Raw genomic sequence first — 18,658 nt, forward strand, 5'->3', positions numbered from 1 at the left:
GAGGGCAGCTGTGAACTCTGCCAGGCAGCTCGCGTCACGGAGTGGTTCTACGAAGACGACATCTGCTGGATCGCGGACTGCGAGATCTGTTACGTACCGATGGTCGTCTGGCGCCGTCACGCGAGGACACCCCCTCCTGAGGTGCTGTCTCACATGCACGAGCGGCTCGCCCTAGTAGCAGCGGAGCAGCTGACCGTCGGGCACTACGTCGATGACAAAATGCGAAAGATCCCGGACCACTACCACGCCCACGCCCGTCCTGAGGGCGCCTTTTTTGGCCACGGATGGAGGCAGTAGGGCCCGGCGGGAGGGGGCGGCGAGAGGACCTATCATCTGACGGATGTCATTCGTACTGGCCGTTGCTAACCAGAAGGGCGGCGTCGGCAAGACGACGACCGTTCACTCGCTCGGGGCGGCGCTGGCTGAGCGTGGCCGTCAGGTGCTGCTCGTCGACCTCGACCCGCAGGCCTGCCTGACTTATTCGCTCGGCTTGCGCGCCGAGGACCTGCCGGGCTCACTTCACGGTGTCTTGGTAAATCGGCAGCCAGTAGAAGAGATCGTGACCAAGGTGGGTGACGTGTGCGTCCTGCCGTCGACGATCGACCTCGCGGGCGCCGAGATCTACCTGCTGTCAAAGACAGGACGCGAGTATGCGCTGGCACGAGCCCTGGAGCCGTTGAAGCGCAGCTACGACACCGTCCTTATCGACTGCCCGCCGTCGCTGGGGATCCTCACCATTGATGGGCTGACCGCCGCGGACCAGGTTCTCATCCCGCTCCAGTGCGAGACCCTGTCCCACAGGGGCGTCGGTCAGCTGCTGGAGACGGTCGACGACGTTCGATCGTTCACCAACCCCGGTCTCAAGGTTGCAGGGGTGGTCGCAACGATGTTCGACGGGAGGACTCGCTTGGCGAAGGAGACCCTGGCGTCGGTCATTGACGCTTACGGCCTTGAAGTGTTCGAGCCGCCGGTCCCCAAGTCTGTGCGTGTGGCGGAGGCCCCCGCCGGCGGTAGTTCCGTGCTCGACCATGCTCCCCACTCGCCGGCCGCGGGTGCCTACCGCGCCTTGGCTGGGGCAATCGAGGAGCGTTTACGGTGACGGACCGCCGGTCCGACCCGACCGGGAAGCGGGCGCTGTTCAGTGAGCCGGGTCCCCAAGATCGACTCGGTCCAGGTCCTCTCAACGAAGGCAGAGCAGCGTTGTTCTCGACATCGCCGCGTCGTCCTGGGACCGTGGTCCTCGAGTGCTCGGACTGCAAAGTCCGGTCGCGGGTCTCGCTGGCCGATCTGGCGACGCGTTTCGCTACAGGTTCTGCCTGGTGGCCGCTCGGGCGCTACCCCCACTGGGTGAGGTGCCCGGCCTGCCGGGGGCGGAAGTGGTGTCGCATCGGTTGGGGAGAGTAGCTCCACCCTTCAGCCGGCCGTTACCCCGTTGTCGATTGAAAGCACCGCCCCGTGGATCGAGCGCGCCTCGTCAGAAGCGACGAAGCTGAACAACGCGGCGACTTCCTCGGCGCGCGCTTGGTCCCGGAAGCCGGCGTAGGGAGCCATGAGCGAGAAGTCCGCGTCGGGAGGTATCTGAAAGTTGTGGACCAAGGGAGTGTCGACTCCTGCGGGGGCGATGGCGTTGACGCGGATATCGGTTTTGACGAACTCCATCGCGAGCGAGCGTGTCAACTGAACGACGCCCCCTTTGGTGATGCAGTAGACCGCGGTGTATGCCTGCCCCATCAAGCCTGCGTTCGAGGCGACGTTGACGATGTTTCCGCGCGTCGCCAGGAGATGGGGGATGGCGGCCTGGCTAAGAAAGAACGGGCCGTCGAGGTTCACGCCCATCATGTGGCGATACTGCGATTCGGTGACGTCGGTAAAGTGCTCGGCCCTGCTTATGCCGGCAATGTTTCCGAGCACGTCGAGGCGGCCCAGAGCTCGTACGCACTCGTCGACCGCTTCACGGCAAGCTATGCGTTCTGAAACGTCGGCCTGATGGGTGACTATCCCGGAGGACAACTGCTTGGCAGTCCCTTCCAACCCTGCGGGGTCGATGTCGACGGCGAACACCGAGGCACCTTCCGAAGCGAGCCGCAGAGTTACTGCGCGACCGATCCCGGACCCGGCGCCAGTGATCAATGCAACCTTGCCCTCGAAACGCGGCGAAGATCTTTCCGGTTCAGTCATCGCTCGTTCGGCGCGGGCTCGTCGCGAAGAACGCCACAGGGACGTCGGGAAGCCCAGGAACCGCTGGTGCTCCTCCTCATGCCGGAGGTTCACGCTGGGCGCTCTCGATCCGATGGTCCAGACAACGGCAACGACACTAGACGAGTCCGATCTGATACTCGCCGAAGAGAAGGCGAAGATCCGAGGCGATCCAATAGGGTCGGGTACCAATCGGCCCATCAGGAGGACCCCGATGACGAAGTTCACCACAGCCGACCTTCCCGACATGGCAGGTCGTACCGTGATCGTTACGGGCGCGAACAGCGGCATCGGACTTGCTGCCGCTCACGCTTTCTCTGGCGCTGGGGCTCGCGTCGTGCTGGCAGTACGCAACCCCGACAAGGGCCGGGTTGCAGCCGACACGATGACGGGCAACGTAGAGGTTCGGGTCCTCGATCTCGCCAGCCTCGCCTCCGTTCGCGAGTTCGCAGCAGCGTGGGACGGCGAAATCTCTGTGCTGGTGAACAACGCCGGCGTGATGGTGCCGCCCTTTTCGCGCACCCCCGAAGGCTTCGAAATGCAGTTTGGCACCAACCACCTTGGCCACTTCGCGCTAACCAACCTGCTTCTCGATCGCATCACCGGCCGGGTCGTGACCGTCTCCTCCTACGTACACAGGTTCGGCAGGATCGACCTCGAGGACCTCAACTGGGAACGCAAGCGCTACCGGCCATGGCGTGCCTATGGGCAATCCAAGCTCGCCAACCTGCTGTTCACAGCCGAGCTGCAGCGCCGCCTGGTCGAAGCCGGGTCAACGGTCCTGGCAACGGCTGCCCATCCGGGTTACGCGGCCACGAACCTTCAGTCTCACAGCGGGCAACGACTCACGGATCTGGGGATGGCGGTGTCCAACCGTTTGTTCGCGCAGAGCGCGACGAACGGCGCACTGCCGACTATCTATGCCGCGGTTGCGGACATCCCGGGCAACAGCTACGCAGGGCCTCGAGGTTTGATGGAGCAATTCGGTGCTCCGAAGCTGGTCGGACGTTCGTCCGCGGCGAAGGACATGGAGGTTGCCCGCCGGCTCTGGGACGTCTCCGAAGAGTTGACCGGGGTTCGTTTTCCCCTGACTGCCGGCGCGAGCTGAGCTCAGCAGGTACGTCCCAGGGTCTCCAGCGTGAACCGGGCGGCCTTCGCTGCAGCGTTCGCCGAGTCACGCCCGAGCCGCAGCAAACCGGGAATCCGCTGCGGGTGGGTGAGCAGGTGCCGGATGGCGGCAGGCGAGTCGACCGTTCCGTCCGGCCGAAGGAAGGACATCACGGTGGCGTCGGTGAGTCCCTCGTCGGGGCGGTCGCCGATCACCCGGATAGTCGTCCAAGGGACTCGGGCCTCCTGGCAAGCTTCAGCGACGCCGGACGATTCCATCTCGAGCGCCACGATGCCCTCCGCCACGAGCTTCGATAATCGTGCCGTGTCAGTGATCAGGTGATCTGCAACTCCAACGGTCCCTTTGCGCACGATGCCTTGCAATGGGTGTGATCTGAACTTCTCTCCCGACGCCAGATCCACCACCGATTCGGGCACGACGACGCTTCCAACCCGGAGGTCGGGATCAAGCCCCCCGGCGATTCCAGAGACGATCACGTGATCGGCCGGAAAGGCGGATAACGCCCTACCGGTGACCGCCCTCGCCACCGCCGGGCCGACACCGAGCCTGACTATCACCACATCCAGGTCGCCGACCCGACCGGTGAAGGATCGAAAGCCTTCGTGATCGGCGCGGCGGGATCGGCTGATACGGACCAACGGCCGTAGCTCTGACGTCATCGGCGCCAGGAGAAGGACGCGTCCGATCTGGGTCACCTCTCGGCCCGTGATTTAGGCGAAAGTTTGGACTGCGGCGGCGAGGGCGTCCTCTTGGGACCAGTTCGTATAGAAGTGCCGGTTGCCCTCCTCCATGATGTCGTGGAACCACCACAGGAAATAGATCCCGAGGCTGAACACGGTCGCCACAACCCGTCCGGCGTAATTGTGCTGTCCCTTTACCCGGTCAGCGACAGGGAACGCGAGCTGTCTCCCCAGGCGCCCATATATGAGGGCGAGTTCGTACTCGATCCCAACTTCGGCCTGGTCGTGGCTCACCAGATCCTGGTCGAGGAGGATGAAGGCGACGACGTGAACGATGCCGCCGGCGACGACGGAGAGCAGCAACCAAATGACCGGATCTCGGAACTGGGTGGCGAGGTTCCTCATCGACGCGAGGTGCATGGATGCACGCTGGAATGATGGTGTCAGCTCCGGCTGGAGGCCTTGGCGCTCGGCTTCGTCCCAAGCCAAGGTAATCGCGGCGTCCAGGAGTTCGATTCGTCGCAGATTGTGGTCCCGCATTCGGCGCATCAACTGGTAGAAGACGTAGAAGCCGTAGATGCCGAAGGTGAGGACGGTCCAGCCGAGCGCGGTCCAGAAGTTGAAGATGTAGTCGCTCTCAACTCGGGTCTGCCACGCAATCCGGAATCTGTCCTGCGCAGTCGCAGCGGGGAAGTAGGGGCTTGCCATCACATCGATGCCTCAGAAGGGGCCATGCGAGCCGAACCGTCGACTGCCAGCACCACCCCGATGTCGCCGATATGCATGAACTCAGCATGCCATGACTCCGGCGGTCGAACTGTATCCAGACACGACAACTGCCCAGATGTCAGGATGCTCTCGTGTCTCTGGGTTCTACCGGGGTGCCGCCGGTCCTCCTGTCCACCGACGAGGGTGTTGCCGTCGTAACCCTCAATCGCCCGCACCGGGGGAACGCCTGGACCGGGCGAATGGAATCAGAGTTCAGAGCCCTTATCGCCGAAGCCGACAGCGATCCCGATGTAGGGGTGATCGTCGTCACTGGGGCGGGCCGGCACTTCTGCGTGGGCGCAGATTCGCGGGCATTGGAAATGCACAGCGAAGCCGGTTCTTACCAGTCGGGCATCGAGGTTCCTCCGGCTCAGCCCGGCAACCCCGACGATCCATCTTCCCAAACCCGGTTCGGGTTCCTTCGCGCCTTGAACAAGCCGGTGATCGCAGCTGTGAACGGATCGGCGGCCGGTATCGGGTTCGTGATCATGTGTTTCGCCGACGTCCGGTTCGTGGCGTTCGAGGCCAAGCTGACCGCGGCGGCTCCTAGGTTGGGGTTGCCGGCCGAGTGCGGGATCTCCTGGATCCTGCCCCGTCTCATCGGGCTATCCCGGGCAACCGAGCTGCTCATCTCGAGCCGTATTCTCCGGGGAAACGAAGCCTCCGACATCGGGCTGGCCCACCGAAGCCTGCCGTCCCACGAGGTCCTGCCGGGCGCGGTCGCCTACGCCCGAGCCTTGATCGCCGAGTGCGCCCCGAGCTCGCTTCGAGCAACCAAACAGCAGCTGGCCCTGGACCTCGAACGCTCGCTTCTCGATGCGGATAGGGATGCCAACGACCGACTGCTGCGAATGGTGGGTAGCGACGACTTCCGCGAGGGTGTAGAGGCGCTCGTACAGCGCCGTCGACCGCGGTTTCGCCAACAGCCCACGGATTAGAGGATCTAGCGCGCGCCGCGCAAGAGTCTGCCGGGCAGCGCTCCGGTTGCCTCTCCCGACTTGAAGATCACCTCTCCGGCTTTCACGCTCCACTCGTAGCCTTCCGAGCGCTGCACCAGCCGGGTGGCGCCGCCGGGTAGGTCGGCAGCGACTTCCGGCCGGCGCATACCGATCTTGGCGGCGTCGATCACGTTGACATCGGCGACGCACCCGGGAACGAGCCTGCCTCGGTCCGACAGTCCGTACAGATCCGCGGTGGCCGACGTGATCTGCCGAACCGCCTCCTCAACAGGCAAGCGCCCATCCCGGCGATCCCTCGCCCAGAAGCTCAGCATGAAAGTCGTGGTCGACGCGTCGCAGGTCTGGCCCGCGTGGGCGCCGCCGTCGCTCAGCCCATACACGGTGGCCGGATGAACGAGCATCTCTCGCGTCGCTTCGAGGTTCCCGTCGCTGTAGTTGAGCACGGGCGAATTCAGGAGCTGCCGCCCCTCGTCTTCCATCAACAGATCCAGGAAGGTCTGCCACTTGTCTAGACCTCGTGCCGCGGCGATTCCCGCCACGCTGTCCGCGGGGCCCGGCTCGTAGTTCGGTGGATCGCCAAGGAGATATGTCCGTTCCGCCGACATGAATCCCATGACGAGTGCGTTCCCGTCGAGGCCTCTGGCGTCCTCGACCAGGCGCGCCTTGAGCTCGGGGCTGGCTCTCAGCCTGTCGACCTGGTCCTTCCAGGGAAGCAGCCCGATACCGGAGGCGCCCCATGTTGGGGTGAACGCGAACGGGTGGAACGTCTGGAAGCCGAGGAGAATGGAGACCGTCCGGGCGGTCACTTGCGGCCGGATCGGCACGCCGGCGGCGAGAGCCTCTGCCGCCATATCTAGCAGCTTGCGCCACTGGTCCGGGTCGTTGTTGTTCTGGTTGAGAGCAAACGAGATCGGGCGACCGGTCTCAGCCGCCAAGCGACGCATCCAGGCGACCTCGCGCTCGGGCGCGGCGAGATCCTCGCCCAGTGCCCCGGCCGCCGCCAACTCGAACACGCCGGCACCCAACTCTCCCAGCACGCGACCGATGCCGAACAGCTCGTCCTCGGCAGCGAATGTCCCCGGCACCGGCTCTCCGTCGATGGCCCGGTGCGCCAGAGTCCGGCTCGTCGAAAACCCCAATGCGCCGGCGCTGATCCCCTCCCTGACCAGGGCCGCCATCGCCTGGACGTCCTCGCCGGTCGCGGGCTCGTTGTGCGCGCCTCGTTGCCCCATCACATAGGCGCGAACGGCGCCGTGCGGTACTTGGGTTCCGACGTCCAGCGCCTTTGGCAGCCCGTCAAGTGCGTCCAGGTACTCGGGAAAGCTCTCCCAAGCCCATTTGATCCCGGTAGAGAGGGCCGCACCCGGGATGTCCTCCACGCCTTCCATGAGTCCGATGAGCCAGTCCCGCCGGTCAGGATGGCATGGAGCGAAACCCACCCCACAGTTTCCCATCACCACCGTCGTGACACCGTGCCAGCCGGTTGGGGTCAGCCACGGATCCCACGTCACCTGCCCGTCGTAGTGCGTGTGAACGTCGACGAACCCCGGAGTAACCAGGGCTCCATCCGCATCGATCTCCGTCGTGGCCGGCTCATCGACCCTGCCGACGCAGGTGATCAACCCACCGTCGACAGCTACATCCGCTGTCCGTGGAGGGGCGCCGGTCCCATCGACGACAGTTCCCCCGCGTACGACGAGATCGTGCATCACACCCCCCGAAGAGTTGACCGAGCGTGGTTCGGACCCCGACATTACGCGAACGCCGATGAGCTGTTTGTATTGTCGCCGCTCGTGCCATATCAACGACAGGAACCCGGGAACGTCCCTCCTATCGAAGATTGGGCCCGCCTGCTGGACGGACGCGTCGCCGTCGTAACGGGTGGCGGGGAGGGAATCGGAGGATCCATCGCGAGCCTGTTCGCCCAGCACGGTGCGCTCGTCGAAATCGCCGAGATTGACCCCGACAGGGCTTCGCAGAAGGTTCGTGAAGTGGAGGCGTCGGGCGGAACCGCCAGGGCGCATGTCGTGGATGTCACCACAGAACGCGGCGTGGACCAGCTCGCGCAGGCGGTGCTGCAGGCCCACGGCCGGATCGATGTCCTGGTCAACAACGTCGGCGATTACCGGCCGTTGGTGCCTTTCCGCCAGTCCTCCCTGTCGTCGTGGACCTCCATGTACGACATGAACCTCCTTCATGTGATCGCCGTGACCAGGGCGTTCATCAACCCGATGATCGATCAGAACCGTGGTGTCATCGTCAACGTGCACTCCGTCGAAGGAATGCGGGGTTATCCGAGCGATCCGGTCTACGGGGCGATGAAGGCCGCGGTGGCCCACTTCACCACCTGCCTCGCGGTCCAAGTAGGGCGATACGGAATCCGGGTCAACGGGATAGGCCCCGACCTCACCCAGACCCCACAGGTGGACTATCTCACCGGCTGGGAGGACGCTGAGCGTCTGTGGCCATCGTGGGCGCCGGTCGGACGTCTTGGATGGCCAGAAGACCAGGCGAGAGCAGCTCTGTTCCTCGCCTCGGACCTGTCGTCTTTCGTCACCGGCCACAACGTCCCGGTCGATGGCGGAACCAAGGCGGGGGGAGGCTGGTTCTACTCTCCGTCCGAAAGGCGATACGTGAACCGGCCCCGGGATCTATGAGCCGCCCCCGGCCGACAGGTACGACGCGCCACCTCTAGAGCGCGCTGCGAACCTCCCAGAGGTCAGGGAACGCGGGCCGGAAGAGGGTCGATCGAAGATAGGCCGCCCCCGGCGACCCACCAGTCCCGGATTTGTCGCCGATGGTCCGTTCGACCATCTTCACGTGACGGTACCTCCACTCCTGAAGTCCCTCGTCGAAGTCGACCAGTCGTTCGGCGACTTGGGCGGGTTCTCCGTCGTCGCGGTACACCTGGAGCAGGACCGCTTGGATCTCTTTGGAAGTTACCCATGCTTCGGTGAAATCTCGGTCCAGCAACCGGGAAGGAACGAGATATCCCTGCAGTGAAAGGAAGCGCAGAAATGAATCGAACAGCGCGGGCACCTTCATTGCTTCGCTGATCCGCGCTGACGCCTTGGGGTCGTTGTCGTAGGCCTCGAGCACGTGTTGGTCCCGGCGACCGAGCAGGGCTTCGAGTTCCCGGAACTGCGCCGATTGGAATCCGCTCGAAGCCTCAAGTCGCCCGCGAAAACCGGTGAACTCCCGCGGGGTCATCGTCTCCAAGACGTCTATCTGCGCTACCGCGACTTTCAGGATGGTGAGCATCCTTCGAAGCGTGTGCAGCGAATGAGCGGTGTTGCCGGCCTCGAGTTCGATTTGGAGATGTCTCAGCTCGTGCAGCAGTTCCTTGAACCACAGCTCGTAGACCTGGTGAATGATGATGAACAGCATCTCGTCGTGTTCGTCGGAACGAAGATGCTGCGCAGAGAGAATCTGATCCAGGGCAAGGTAGCTGGTGTATGTCAATGCAGGCGACGACGCCGCAAGCGAGCGGATCACCTCTTCGTCGTTCAACTGGCTGAAGTCGTCGTAGAACTGTCCGATCGCCGCGAAGGTGCGGGGCGACAGAACGCTGACGGTTTCGTCCGCGGCACTGGTAAAGCGCTGCTCCCAGCCCAGCGGAGCGACCGGCGCCGCAACCACGACACGCGAGGCCCCTTCGGCGCGGGCGACCAGGCTGGCGGCAAGCGCCGTCGAACCAGTCGCGATGCCGTCGTCGACGATCACGGCGACCCTGCCTTCGAGCGGAATACGCGGTCGCCCGTCGCGCAGGACCCTCGCCCTTCTCTGCAGCTCCTCGCGTTCGCTGTCCTCCACGGCCGCGAGCTGGTCCCTGGATACCGCAGCGTGGCGGATGACGTCTTCGTTTTCGACCCTCACGCCGTCCTCGCCGATGGCCCCCATGGCCAGCTCGGGTTGGTAGGGCACCCCCAGCTTTCGCACCAGGATGACGTCGAGGGGGGCCTCGAGTGCTCGGGCGATCTCGGCTGCGACGGGGACCCCACCCCGTGGGAGGCCGAGAACTACGACCGGCTGGCCGCGCAGGTGCGAGAGGCGTTCGGCCAGAAGACGTCCTGCCTCTGCCCGGTCGTGGAAGGTCGCCACCTCCGCCGGACGCCTCCAGTTACCTCTGCCTCTGGTATCTCGCTATTTCGGCGCGTCCGACGACCATGTGATGCACCTCGTCGGGACCGTCCGCCAGACGGAGTGTTCTCTGGGCCGTGTACATGTCGGCGAGTGGCGTCCACTGCGAAACTCCCGTCGCACCGTGGATCTGGATTGCCTGATCGATGATCTGGCACACCCGTTCTGGCACCATTGCCTTCACCGCGCTAACCCACACCCTCGCGTCGGCGTTGCCCATGAGATCCATCGCCTTTGCAGCCTTGAGAACCATGAGACGCATCGCCTCGATCTCTATCCGGGCGCGCGACACCCATTCCGTGTTCTTCCCCAGGGCGATTATTGGCTTGCCGAACGCCTCCCTGGATAGGCCCCGCTCCACCATGAGCCTCAGGGCCTTCTCTGCGGCGCCTACGGACCGCATGCAGTGATGAATCCTGCCCGGACCGAGGCGCAACTGGGAGATCTCGAATCCTCTGCCCTCCCCGAGGAGGATATTCTCCTTGGGGACGTGGACATCTGTGAAGCGCAAGTGCATGTGCCCGTGAGGGGCGTCGTCGTGCCCGAACACCAGCATCGGTTCCACTACCTCGACGCCGGGAGTGTCCATGGGCACCAGGATCTGGGACTGCTGTAGATGGGGCGCGGCGTCAGGATTGGTGCGCACCATCACGATCATGATCTTGCAGCGGGGGTCTCCGGCCCCGGAGATGTAGTACTTCTCCCCGTTGATAACCCACTCCTCGCCGTCCAGCACCGCGGTGCAGGAGATGTTGCGGGCGTCCGATGAAGCAAGCTCCGGCTCGGTCATCGCGTAGGCCGACCGGATCTCACCAGCGAGCAGCGGTTCGAGCCATTCCTTTTTCTGCGCGGGTGTACCGACCCTCTCCAGCACCTCCATGTTTCCTGTGTCCGGAGCCGAGCAGTTGAGACACTCCGACGCGAGCGGGGACTTTCCGAGCTCGAAGGCGATGTACGCGTAGTCGAGGTTGGCGAGGCCTTCGCCGGTGTCGGCGTTCGGGAGGAAGAAGTTCCACAGGCCTTCCGCCTTCGCCTTGTTCTTGGTCGCCTCGAGCAGGTCCAGCTGCCCGGGCGCGAAGCTCCACCGGTCGGCGTGGCCCTCGCCGAGCGCGAAGTACTTCTCCGACATGGGCTCGACCTCTTCCACGACGAACCTCTTCACCCTCTGCAGCAGCGGGCGGGCCTTCTCTGAGATCGACAGGTCGTACAGCTCTCCGCCGAAGTCGTCGGTGTTGAGCGGGTTCGCGGGCATGGGCCTTCCTCTCTCTCCCCGGGGCGGCCTGTTGGGGCAGACCCGGCTGCGACCTTATTGCCGCGGCCGTCGACCCGCCATGCCGAGCACCGCTGAGCCAGACCAGGGAACCCCATGCGCTTCGCTCCCTGAACGGGCGCTGGTGCAGAATGCGTGCATGACCGACCCCGCCGCCCTGCTAGACGACCGGATGGACAAGCTTCTTTCCAAGGCTGACCCGGCGACAGTGCCTCAGGAGGAGTTCAGGGCGCTGCAGTACGACCTAGGACTGGCGTGGGTGCATTTTCCCGAGGGCCGGGGCGGGCTAGGGATTGTTCCCAGCCTCCAGCGACGGGTCGACGAGCGCCTGCACGCTGCCGGCGCAAAGTCGGCGGGCAGCCGTCACTTCTTCGGTCTGGCGATGGCTGGACCGGTCGTAGTGACCCATGGCAGCGAGTCGTTGAAGGACCGGTTTCTGCGGCGGATGTTCACCGGTGAGGACGCCTGGTGCCAGCTGTTCAGCGAGCCGGGAGCCGGGTCGGATCTTGCGGGCCTCGCTTGCAGGGCGGTCCGCGACGGCGACGAGTGGGTCGTGACCGGGCAGAAGGTGTGGAACACGCTCGCCCACACCGCCGACAGGGGGATGCTCGTCGCCCGAACCGATCCCGATGCCCCCAAGCACAAGGGGCTCACCTACTTCGGGTTGAACATGCACGCCCCCGGGGTGGAGGTTCGTCCGCTCCGGCAGATCACCGGTGAAGCCGAATTCAACGAGGTCTACCTCACCGAAGTTCGCGTCCCCGACTCGGACCGAATCGGCGAAGTAGGCGAGGGGTGGCGGGTCGCCATGACCACGCTGATGAACGAACGGACCACCATCGGCGGAGGGGGAGGAGCTCCCGAGCGAGGGACTGGCCCAATCGCCGAAGCCATTCGCGTCTGGCACGACGGGAACGGAGCCGGCCGCGACGCCGCCACCAAGGATCTCCTGATCAGGCTCTGGATCGAAGCCGAAGCCCTTCGGCTGACCAACATCCGCGCCTCGCACAACCGAAAAGCGGGTAATCCGGGTCCGGAAGGGTCGATAGCCAAGCTCATGTTCGCCGAGGTGAACAAACGTATCTACGAGCTGTGCGTCAACATGCTCGGCCCCGCCGGCATGGTCGGATACGACTTCGAGATGAAGCGGGCGGAAAGCCTCGGCCTGGTCGGGTCTTCGGGAGCATCGCGCAAGATGTTCCTGCGTTCCCGCGCGAACTCGATCGAAGGCGGAACCTCGGAGATCCAGCGGAACATCCTCGGAGAGCGGGTTCTGGGCCTCGCCGGCGATATCAGGGTGGACAAAGACCTGCCCTGGTCCAAGGTCCCCCGTTAGGCGGCTCCCTCCCGATCCGTCGTAGCATCCCTGCCCATGGAACAAGGAAATTCGCCCGGCTATCAGGGGGCCACAGCGGTCGTCACCGGTGCTGCATCGGGGATCGGGCGGGCTCTCGCCCTCGAGCTCGCCGGTCGCGGTGCCAACCTCGCGCTGTCGGACGTCAACGATGTAGACCTGGCCGATACGGTCAACCGTTGCGAGGGGGCGGCCAAAGGGACCGGCAAGGTCCGGGGATTCCACCTCGACGTTGCCGACCGCGAAGCGTTCCTGTCGCATGCGGGCGAAGTCGTCTCGGAGTTCGGTCGGGTCGACATGGTTTTCAACAATGCGGGGGTGTCAGTCACCGCGACAGTAGAAGAGATCAAATGGGAAGACTTCGACTGGCTGATGGGCATCAATTTCTGGGGCGTTGTGCACGGGAGCAAGGCGTTCCTGCCTCATCTGATCTCGTCGGGCGACGGCTATTTGGTGAACATCTCGAGCATCTTCGGGTTCATCGGTGTGCCCAGCCAGAGCGCGTACAACGCGGCGAAGTTCGCGGTCAGGGGATTCACCGAGGCCCTTCGCGAGGAGATGCTGATGGAGCGAAAGCCGGTGACAGTGTGCTGCGTCCATCCCGGGGGGATTCGCACAAACATCGCTCGGAGCGGCCGAGCCTCGCGGCTGAACGAGGAGGAGAAGCAGAAGATGGCCGCCGACTTCGATCGCATCGCGCGCACCAGCCCGGAAAAAGCCGCGAGAACCATCCTGCGGGGCATGGATCGCAAACGCCCACGGATCCTTATCGGCGCTGACGCCTACGCCATCGAGGGAATGGAGCGTTTGCTCGGGGCTCGCTATCAGAGTCTCGTTGCCCGGGCGGCGAGGCGCAGCCCCGTCGCTACCGCGTAGTTAGTTCGTAGGCTGAACCCATGGCGCCCCTAACCCTTATGGTCGTGCACGCCCATCCAGACGACGAGGCGATCAGCACCGGCGGGATCCTCGCGCTCTACGGAAGCGAGGGGATTCGGACGGTCTTGGTCACCTGCACCGACGGCTCCGCGGGAGACGGTCCGGGTGGGGTAAAGCCGGGCGAGCCCGGGCACGATCCGTCAGAGGTTGCAGCACTCCGGCGCCTCGAGCTCGAGCGCAGCTGTGACGCGCTGGGAATCAAGCATCTTGAGATGCTGGGGTACACGGACAGCGGAATGATGGGCTGGCCGCAGAACGACGCACCCGGTTCGTTCTGGCGGACCCCGGTTGCGGACGCGGCAGCCCGGCTCGCCAAACTCTTCGAGCACTACCAACCTCAAGTGGTGGTCACGTACGACTCTAAGGGCTTCTATGGTCACCCCGACCACATTCAGGCGCACCGGATAACGATGGAAGCCATCGAATCCAGCGGCATTCCGCAGAAGCTTTACTTCACGGCAGTTCCGAAGAGCTGGTTCGGCGAACTCGCGCAGAGGTTGACCGAGCTCGGTATCGATTTTCCGACGCCGGAGGTGCGCGCGGAGGACGCCGCCGTTCCGGCGGAAGATCAGTCATCCGGTCCGGAGGAGTGGGGGACACCGGACGACGAAGTGACCACGGTCGTGGAGGTCGGATCAGCGGTTGACCAGAAGTACGAATCGCTCGAGGCGCATTCCAGCCAGTCCGACAACATCTTTTTCCTTCGAATGGGCCGAAAGGCTTTCGGCGAGATAATGACGCGCGAGGCGTTCGTCCGGGTTCTGAATCGTACGAAGGCTCCCGTTCCGGAAGAGGATCTGTTCGCCGGGCTTCGCTGATTACCCATTGCGAACATGCGAGCAGTCGTGCAACGAGTCGCCTCGGCGTCGGTCGACGTCGAGGGCAACGTCGTCGGCTCGATCGGCCCGGGACTTTGCGTACTGGTCGGAGTCGCCCACGGGGACGGTGAGACGGCGGCCGACAAGCTCGCTTCCAAACTGTGGAACCTGCGCATCTTCGAAGACGAACAGGGTTTGATGAACCGTTCGGCTTCCGAACTCGGTCTGCCTCTGCTCGTGGTCAGCCAGTTCACTCTCTACGCGGACACGAGCAAAGGTCGGCGTCCGTCGTTCGTCGCGGCAGCGCCACCGCCGGAGGCCGAGCCGCTGGTCTCGCGCGTGGTCGAGTCGCTCCGATCGCTCGGAGCCGAGGTGGCGACCGGGCGGTTCGGTGCCGACATGGCGCTTTCGCTGATCAACGACGGCCCGGTCACGGTGATAGTCGACGCGTAACGCGAAACCCGTTTGACCGCCAGGGAGCACGCAGGGCAACCTCGGGGCGATGGGGACCTTCGCCCACGACATCCAGGTCGAGCGCCTGAGCGACAACAGGTACCGGGCGACTCTCGATCACAGCTGGGACCTGATGCCGCTGCCTCAGGGTGGAATCATCGCGTCGTTCGCGTTGCGCGCGGCGGGGCTAGAGGTACACGATCCGTCGCAGCTGCTCCGCACCTGCACCACCGTGTTCGCCGGCCAGGTTTCTGCCGGGAACCTGGAAATCGACGTGACGGTCCTGCGCCGCGGCCGGTCGGCGACCCAACTGTCAGCGACGATCCGCAATGAGGGAGCAGCGACCGGCGCGACCGTCGTAGCGGTCTTCGGCGGGCGACGGCCTGGTCCCCATTTCGTCGACGTCGAACCACCGAAAGTCCCGCCGCCGCTCGACTGCCCTTCGTATCGCGATCCGCCGCCTCCCGGGGTCGAGACGTTCGAGCCGACCCCATTCTGGGACAAGGTCGAGGGGCGGGCGGCGCTCGGGCATGCACCGTGGGAGGAATACGAGCCCGACACTTCTGACGTCGCCACCTGGCTGCGGTTCGACGACCCGCCCATCCTCGAAGATGGCTCGATCGACCCTCTCGGCGTCTTCACTCTGGCTGACCGCATGCCGGGCTGCGTGGGCGAGCGGATCGGCCGCGAAGGCCCTCAATGGTTCGCGCCGAGCGCTGACCTCACCTTCCACTACTTCTCTCCGCTTAGGACCACCTGGATGCTGGCGCACGATCGAGCCCGCTGGGCTGGAGACGGTTGGGCTTCGGCCGAGAGCACGCTCTGGGACGAGGACGGCGAGCTGGTCGCGTACGCGACTCAATTGATGCTGTTCACCTACCGGTCCGAGTAGCTTCTCTCGCGGTGGATGTCACCGCGGTCGAGCGCATCCGGCGTGACGTGGTGGCGCCGGCGATTTATGCGAGGCGCACGCCGATGGAAGTCGCGGCCCTACACCTCCATTCCGAGCCCATCGCCGTGAGCGAGGCCCTTCGACGAGGGTTCGCTCCTTTCAACGTGGGGGACCGGTGGGGCGGGATGTGGGACACGACGTGGTTCCGTTTTCGGGCGTCGGTTCCATCTGGTTGGGAGAACCCGGTGGCGCTGATCCATCTCGGGGGCAGCGAAGTCGTCGGGTTCAGCGCCGAGGGCCTCGTCCACGACGAGGAGGGCCGGCCGTTCCAGGGCGTCCATCACCGTCACCGCGAGATCGTCCTTGCAAACCGGACAAAGGGCGGCGAAGTGCTGCTGTACGTCGAGGCTGCGGCGAACCCGATCCCGCGCTGGGATCTCAAGGACTGGTCGGAGATGGGCCCGGACTACGGCGGGCCGCCCCTTTACGTGCTTCAGGAAGCAGACGTGGCGGACGCCGACCGGAACGTCGAGGCTCTCCATACCGACATGGGGGTTCTGTTGCAGCTGGCGAAGGCGGACGCTGTACCCGTCGCCCGCAGGGAGGAGGTGCTCGCCGCGCTGGTCCGCGCGTGTTCGGAGCTCGATCCGGACGACGTCGCCGGGTCGGTCGGGGGGGCACGTGACGCGCTGCTGCCGGCGTCGTCAGAGCGCTCTTCTTGCTCGCACCGGGTTGTTGCGGTCGGTCATGCGCACATCGACTCTGCGTGGCTCTGGCCGGTCCGGGAGACCAAGCGGAAATGCGCCAGGACGTTCTCCAACCAGCTGAGGCTGCTCGAGCGGTATCCCGAGCACCATTTCGTCTGCAGCCAAGCGGCGCAGTACAAATGGATGAAGGACGGCTACCCCGAGATCTACGCACAGATCAAGGATCAGGTGGGTAAGGGACGGTGGGAGCCGGTCGGCGGTATGTGGGTCGAATCGGACTCAAACGTTCCGTCCGGCGAATCATTGGTCCGCCAGCTGGTCTTCGGAAAGCGGTTCTTCCGCGATGAGTTCGAGGTGGAGAGCCACGAACTGTGGATCCCGGACGTCTTCGGGTACAGCGCCGCTTTGCCACAGATAGCGAGCCAGGCTGGCATGTCGGCGATCATCACCCAGAAGATGAGCTGGAACGACACGAATCGGTTCCCACATTCGACCTTCTGGTGGGAGGGACACGACGGCACCCGGATACTGGCTCACTTCCCCCCGGCGAACACCTACAACGGCGAGTTCACCGTCCGGGAGCTCCTGGCCAGCCGCGACAACGATCTTGACCGCCAGCGTTTCGACTCCAGCCTGTATCCGTTCGGGTACGGAGACGGAGGGGGTGGCCCGACGGCGACGATGCTGCAACGGGCCGCCCGGACGGGCGACCTCGAAGGTCTTCCCAGGGTCTCGATCGGAAGCGTTGCCGACTTTCAGGATTCCGTCGATACCTCGCATCTGGCGACCTGGGTGGGGGAGCTCTACCTGGAGGCTCATCGCGGAACGTTGACCACGCATGCCGATGTCAAGGTCGGCAACCGCCGGGGCGAGGAAGCGCTCCGCGCAGCCGAAATGTGGTCGGTCGCGGCGGGCGTCCATCGCGACGAGGAGCTGGAGCTTGCGTGGAAGCTCCTGCTGTTCAACCAGTTCCACGACATCATCCCCGGATCGAGCATCGCCTGGGTGTACGAAGATGCGAGGGCGGACTACGCCGAACTGAACCGCGTGACCGGTGAGGTTATCGAGGAGGCGCACCGGCAGATCGTCCCTACGAGCGACGGTTGGGTGGGGTTCAACCCGTCTTCGTACGATCGTGTCGAACTTGTCGACTGCGACGGCACAGCGGCGGTCGCGCGTGTCCCGGGATGCGGCTGGGCGGCCGTCAACCCAGCGGCGGCAGACGACGTTTCCGATGTCCTGGCCAAGAGCGGCTTCGGTCGGGCACGAGCCGGTGACGGATGGATCGAAAACGCATTCCTCCGCGTGACCTGGGACTCCTATGGGTTGCTCACCTCGATATGGGACCGGAAAGCGGAGCGCGAGGTCCTTGAGGAGGGGGAGCGCGGGAACGTTTTCCAGATCCACGAGGATCACCCCCGAGCCTTCGACGCGTGGGATGTTGACCGCGATTATTTGGAGAGCAAGACCGATCTCACGTGCACCGAGAGCGTCGAAGTCGTCGAACTCGGACCTTTGCGCGGCGCGGTGCGGGTGGTCAGGCGGTTCGGAGATTCGACCATCTCCCAGACGATGAGCCTCGTCGCAGGATCACGGCGGGTGGAGTTCCACACCGAAGTCGACTGGCACGAGAACCATCGTTTTCTGAAGGTCGCGTTCCCTGTCGCGGTCCGTTCCAACCGCGCCACCTACGAGATCCAGCACGGGCACATAGAGCGGGCCACTGTCGAGAACACCAGCTGGGACGCGGCGCGCTTCGAGGTCTGCGCCCACCGCTGGGCAGATCTGAGCGAGCCCGGGTACGGAGTCGCACTGATCAACGACTCCAAGTACGGCTACGACATTCGCGGAAACGTGATGCGGCTATCCCTGTTGCGCGCGCCCGGCTACCCGGACCCTCGCGCCGATCGCGGGACACACCGTTTTGGCTACGCCTTGCTCCCTCACGCCGGCGATCTTCGCGACGCGGGCGTCGTCGAGGAGGCCGAGTGGTTCAACCTGCCCTTGACGCTGCGCCGAGGCGCGGCCGACGGCGACGGCCGGCTGGTAGAGACCGATCGTCGCGGCGTGAGCGTCGAGGCGGTGAAGTGGGCCGACGACGGCAACGGGATCATCGTTCGCATCTGCGAGGTACACGGATCCAGAGGCCCGGTTCAGATCAGGTTGAACCTGCCGCACGGGCCTGTTTGGCGGACGGATCTCCTGGAACACAACGAGAGGCGGGTCGAGTCCGCTGGTGAGCGGGGCGCCGGCGGGTCCGGCGCCGGCGGTTCGGCTGTCCTGCTCAGGCTTCGTCCGTTCGAGCTCGTGAGCCTGCGTTTCTCCGCAGCCGGGGTTCCCGGCTGAGCAGTTTCGC

The 18,658-nt window shown here is 64.8% G+C and carries 17 protein-coding genes; 11 read left to right on the forward strand and 6 right to left on the reverse strand.

What is annotated here, in order from left to right:
* Both VFZ97_14740 and VFZ97_14745 read left to right on the forward strand, forming a co-directional pair.
* Positions 1–297, forward strand: a 297-nt coding sequence (locus VFZ97_14740) for a hypothetical protein (protein HEX6394690.1), incomplete at its 5' end; no start/stop codon positions are given.
* Positions 298–340: 43 nt separating this feature from the next.
* Positions 341–1,099, forward strand: coding sequence for a ParA family protein (locus tag VFZ97_14745; GenBank protein HEX6394691.1), 759 nt, complete (start codon positions 341–343; stop codon positions 1,097–1,099).
* 314 nt (positions 1,100–1,413) lie between these two features.
* Here the strand turns inward: VFZ97_14745 and VFZ97_14750 are convergent, their stop codons facing one another.
* The gene (locus tag VFZ97_14750) at positions 1,414–2,178 is read right to left on the reverse strand and encodes an SDR family oxidoreductase (protein HEX6394692.1); all 765 of its coding nucleotides are present in this window, start codon (positions 2,176–2,178) and stop codon (positions 1,414–1,416) included.
* 232 nt (positions 2,179–2,410) lie between these two features.
* On the opposite strand from VFZ97_14750, the gene VFZ97_14755 reads away from it, so the two are divergent.
* Positions 2,411–3,304: an oxidoreductase gene (locus VFZ97_14755; protein ID HEX6394693.1), complete on the forward strand. Its 894-nt coding sequence runs from the start codon at positions 2,411–2,413 to the stop codon at positions 3,302–3,304.
* Between the two features lie 2 nt (positions 3,305–3,306).
* On the opposite strand, the gene VFZ97_14760 is transcribed toward VFZ97_14755, so the two are convergent.
* Together VFZ97_14760 and VFZ97_14765 are read right to left on the reverse strand one after the other, a co-directional pair.
* Positions 3,307–4,020: a hypothetical protein gene (locus VFZ97_14760; protein ID HEX6394694.1), complete on the reverse strand. Its 714-nt coding sequence runs from the start codon at positions 4,018–4,020 to the stop codon at positions 3,307–3,309.
* A gap of 15 nt (positions 4,021–4,035) precedes the next feature.
* Complete coding sequence (locus VFZ97_14765; protein ID HEX6394695.1) at positions 4,036–4,713, reverse strand: hypothetical protein; 678 nt, start codon at positions 4,711–4,713, stop codon at positions 4,036–4,038.
* Positions 4,714–4,865: 152 nt separating this feature from the next.
* On the opposite strand from VFZ97_14765, the gene VFZ97_14770 reads away from it, so the two are divergent.
* Positions 4,866–5,711 (forward strand): enoyl-CoA hydratase-related protein, encoded by an 846-nt coding sequence (locus VFZ97_14770; GenBank protein HEX6394696.1) that lies wholly within the window; start codon positions 4,866–4,868, stop codon positions 5,709–5,711.
* Positions 5,712–5,716: 5 nt separating this feature from the next.
* Here the strand turns inward: VFZ97_14770 and VFZ97_14775 are convergent, their stop codons facing one another.
* Entirely contained in the window at positions 5,717–7,441 is a 1,725-nt protein-coding gene (locus VFZ97_14775; GenBank protein HEX6394697.1) for an amidohydrolase family protein, read from the reverse strand.
* 84 nt (positions 7,442–7,525) lie between these two features.
* Between VFZ97_14775 and VFZ97_14780 the strand changes: the two genes are divergently transcribed.
* Positions 7,526–8,389 carry an SDR family oxidoreductase gene (locus tag VFZ97_14780; protein HEX6394698.1) on the forward strand — a complete coding sequence of 288 codons (864 nt, stop codon included), beginning with the start codon at positions 7,526–7,528 and terminating at the stop codon, positions 8,387–8,389.
* Between the two features lie 34 nt (positions 8,390–8,423).
* Here VFZ97_14780 and VFZ97_14785 read toward each other — a convergent pair whose 3' ends face one another.
* Together VFZ97_14785 and VFZ97_14790 are read right to left on the reverse strand one after the other, a co-directional pair.
* Positions 8,424–9,833 carry a tryptophan 2,3-dioxygenase family protein gene (locus VFZ97_14785; GenBank protein ID HEX6394699.1) on the reverse strand — a complete coding sequence of 470 codons (1,410 nt, stop codon included), beginning with the start codon at positions 9,831–9,833 and terminating at the stop codon, positions 8,424–8,426.
* 19 nt (positions 9,834–9,852) lie between these two features.
* Complete coding sequence (locus VFZ97_14790; protein ID HEX6394700.1) at positions 9,853–11,124, reverse strand: acyl-CoA dehydrogenase family protein; 1,272 nt, start codon at positions 11,122–11,124, stop codon at positions 9,853–9,855.
* Between the two features lie 157 nt (positions 11,125–11,281).
* On the opposite strand from VFZ97_14790, the gene VFZ97_14795 reads away from it, so the two are divergent.
* From VFZ97_14795 to VFZ97_14820, 6 genes are read left to right on the forward strand one after another with little or no spacing between them, the layout of a single operon-like run.
* Positions 11,282–12,478, forward strand: a complete 1,197-nt coding sequence (locus VFZ97_14795; GenBank protein HEX6394701.1) for an acyl-CoA dehydrogenase family protein — start codon at positions 11,282–11,284, stop codon at positions 12,476–12,478.
* A 36-nt stretch (positions 12,479–12,514) separates the two neighbouring features.
* The gene (locus tag VFZ97_14800; protein HEX6394702.1) at positions 12,515–13,372 is read left to right on the forward strand and encodes an SDR family NAD(P)-dependent oxidoreductase; all 858 of its coding nucleotides are present in this window, start codon (positions 12,515–12,517) and stop codon (positions 13,370–13,372) included.
* Positions 13,373–13,392: 20 nt separating this feature from the next.
* Complete coding sequence (locus VFZ97_14805; protein ID HEX6394703.1) at positions 13,393–14,250, forward strand: PIG-L family deacetylase; 858 nt, start codon at positions 13,393–13,395, stop codon at positions 14,248–14,250.
* 15 nt (positions 14,251–14,265) lie between these two features.
* On the forward strand, positions 14,266–14,703 hold the full coding sequence (gene dtd / locus VFZ97_14810; protein ID HEX6394704.1) for a D-aminoacyl-tRNA deacylase: 438 nt from the start codon (positions 14,266–14,268) through the stop codon (positions 14,701–14,703).
* A 49-nt stretch (positions 14,704–14,752) separates the two neighbouring features.
* Positions 14,753–15,595, forward strand: coding sequence for a thioesterase family protein (locus VFZ97_14815; protein HEX6394705.1), 843 nt, complete (start codon positions 14,753–14,755; stop codon positions 15,593–15,595).
* 11 nt (positions 15,596–15,606) lie between these two features.
* The gene (locus tag VFZ97_14820) at positions 15,607–18,648 is read left to right on the forward strand and encodes a glycoside hydrolase family 38 C-terminal domain-containing protein (GenBank protein ID HEX6394706.1); all 3,042 of its coding nucleotides are present in this window, start codon (positions 15,607–15,609) and stop codon (positions 18,646–18,648) included.
* Positions 18,649–18,658: the final 10 nt, after the last annotated feature.

It is taken from the genome of Acidimicrobiales bacterium (assembly GCA_036378675.1).
GTDB lineage: Bacteria > Actinomycetota > Acidimicrobiia > Acidimicrobiales > Palsa-688 > DASUWA01.

Bases quoted from the DNA above. Each gene is read 5' to 3' on its own strand.
- VFZ97_14750 (HEX6394692.1), bottom strand. From the start codon at position 2,178: ATGACTGAACCGGAAAGATCTTCGCCGCGTTTCGAGGGCAAGGTTGCA.
- dtd (HEX6394704.1), top strand. From the start codon at position 14,266: ATGCGAGCAGTCGTGCAACGAGTCGCCTCGGCGTCGGTCGACGTCGAG.
- VFZ97_14795 (HEX6394701.1), top strand. From the start codon at position 11,282: ATGACCGACCCCGCCGCCCTGCTAGACGACCGGATGGACAAGCTTCTT.
- VFZ97_14745 (HEX6394691.1), top strand. From the start codon at position 341: ATGTCATTCGTACTGGCCGTTGCTAACCAGAAGGGCGGCGTCGGCAAG.
- VFZ97_14800 (HEX6394702.1), top strand. From the start codon at position 12,515: ATGGAACAAGGAAATTCGCCCGGCTATCAGGGGGCCACAGCGGTCGTC.
- VFZ97_14765 (HEX6394695.1), bottom strand. From the start codon at position 4,713: ATGGCAAGCCCCTACTTCCCCGCTGCGACTGCGCAGGACAGATTCCGG.
- VFZ97_14815 (HEX6394705.1), top strand. From the start codon at position 14,753: ATGGGGACCTTCGCCCACGACATCCAGGTCGAGCGCCTGAGCGACAAC.
- VFZ97_14790 (HEX6394700.1), bottom strand. From the start codon at position 11,124: ATGCCCGCGAACCCGCTCAACACCGACGACTTCGGCGGAGAGCTGTAC.
- VFZ97_14755 (HEX6394693.1), top strand. From the start codon at position 2,411: ATGACGAAGTTCACCACAGCCGACCTTCCCGACATGGCAGGTCGTACC.
- VFZ97_14775 (HEX6394697.1), bottom strand. From the start codon at position 7,441: ATGCACGATCTCGTCGTACGCGGGGGAACTGTCGTCGATGGGACCGGC.
- VFZ97_14805 (HEX6394703.1), top strand. From the start codon at position 13,393: ATGGCGCCCCTAACCCTTATGGTCGTGCACGCCCATCCAGACGACGAG.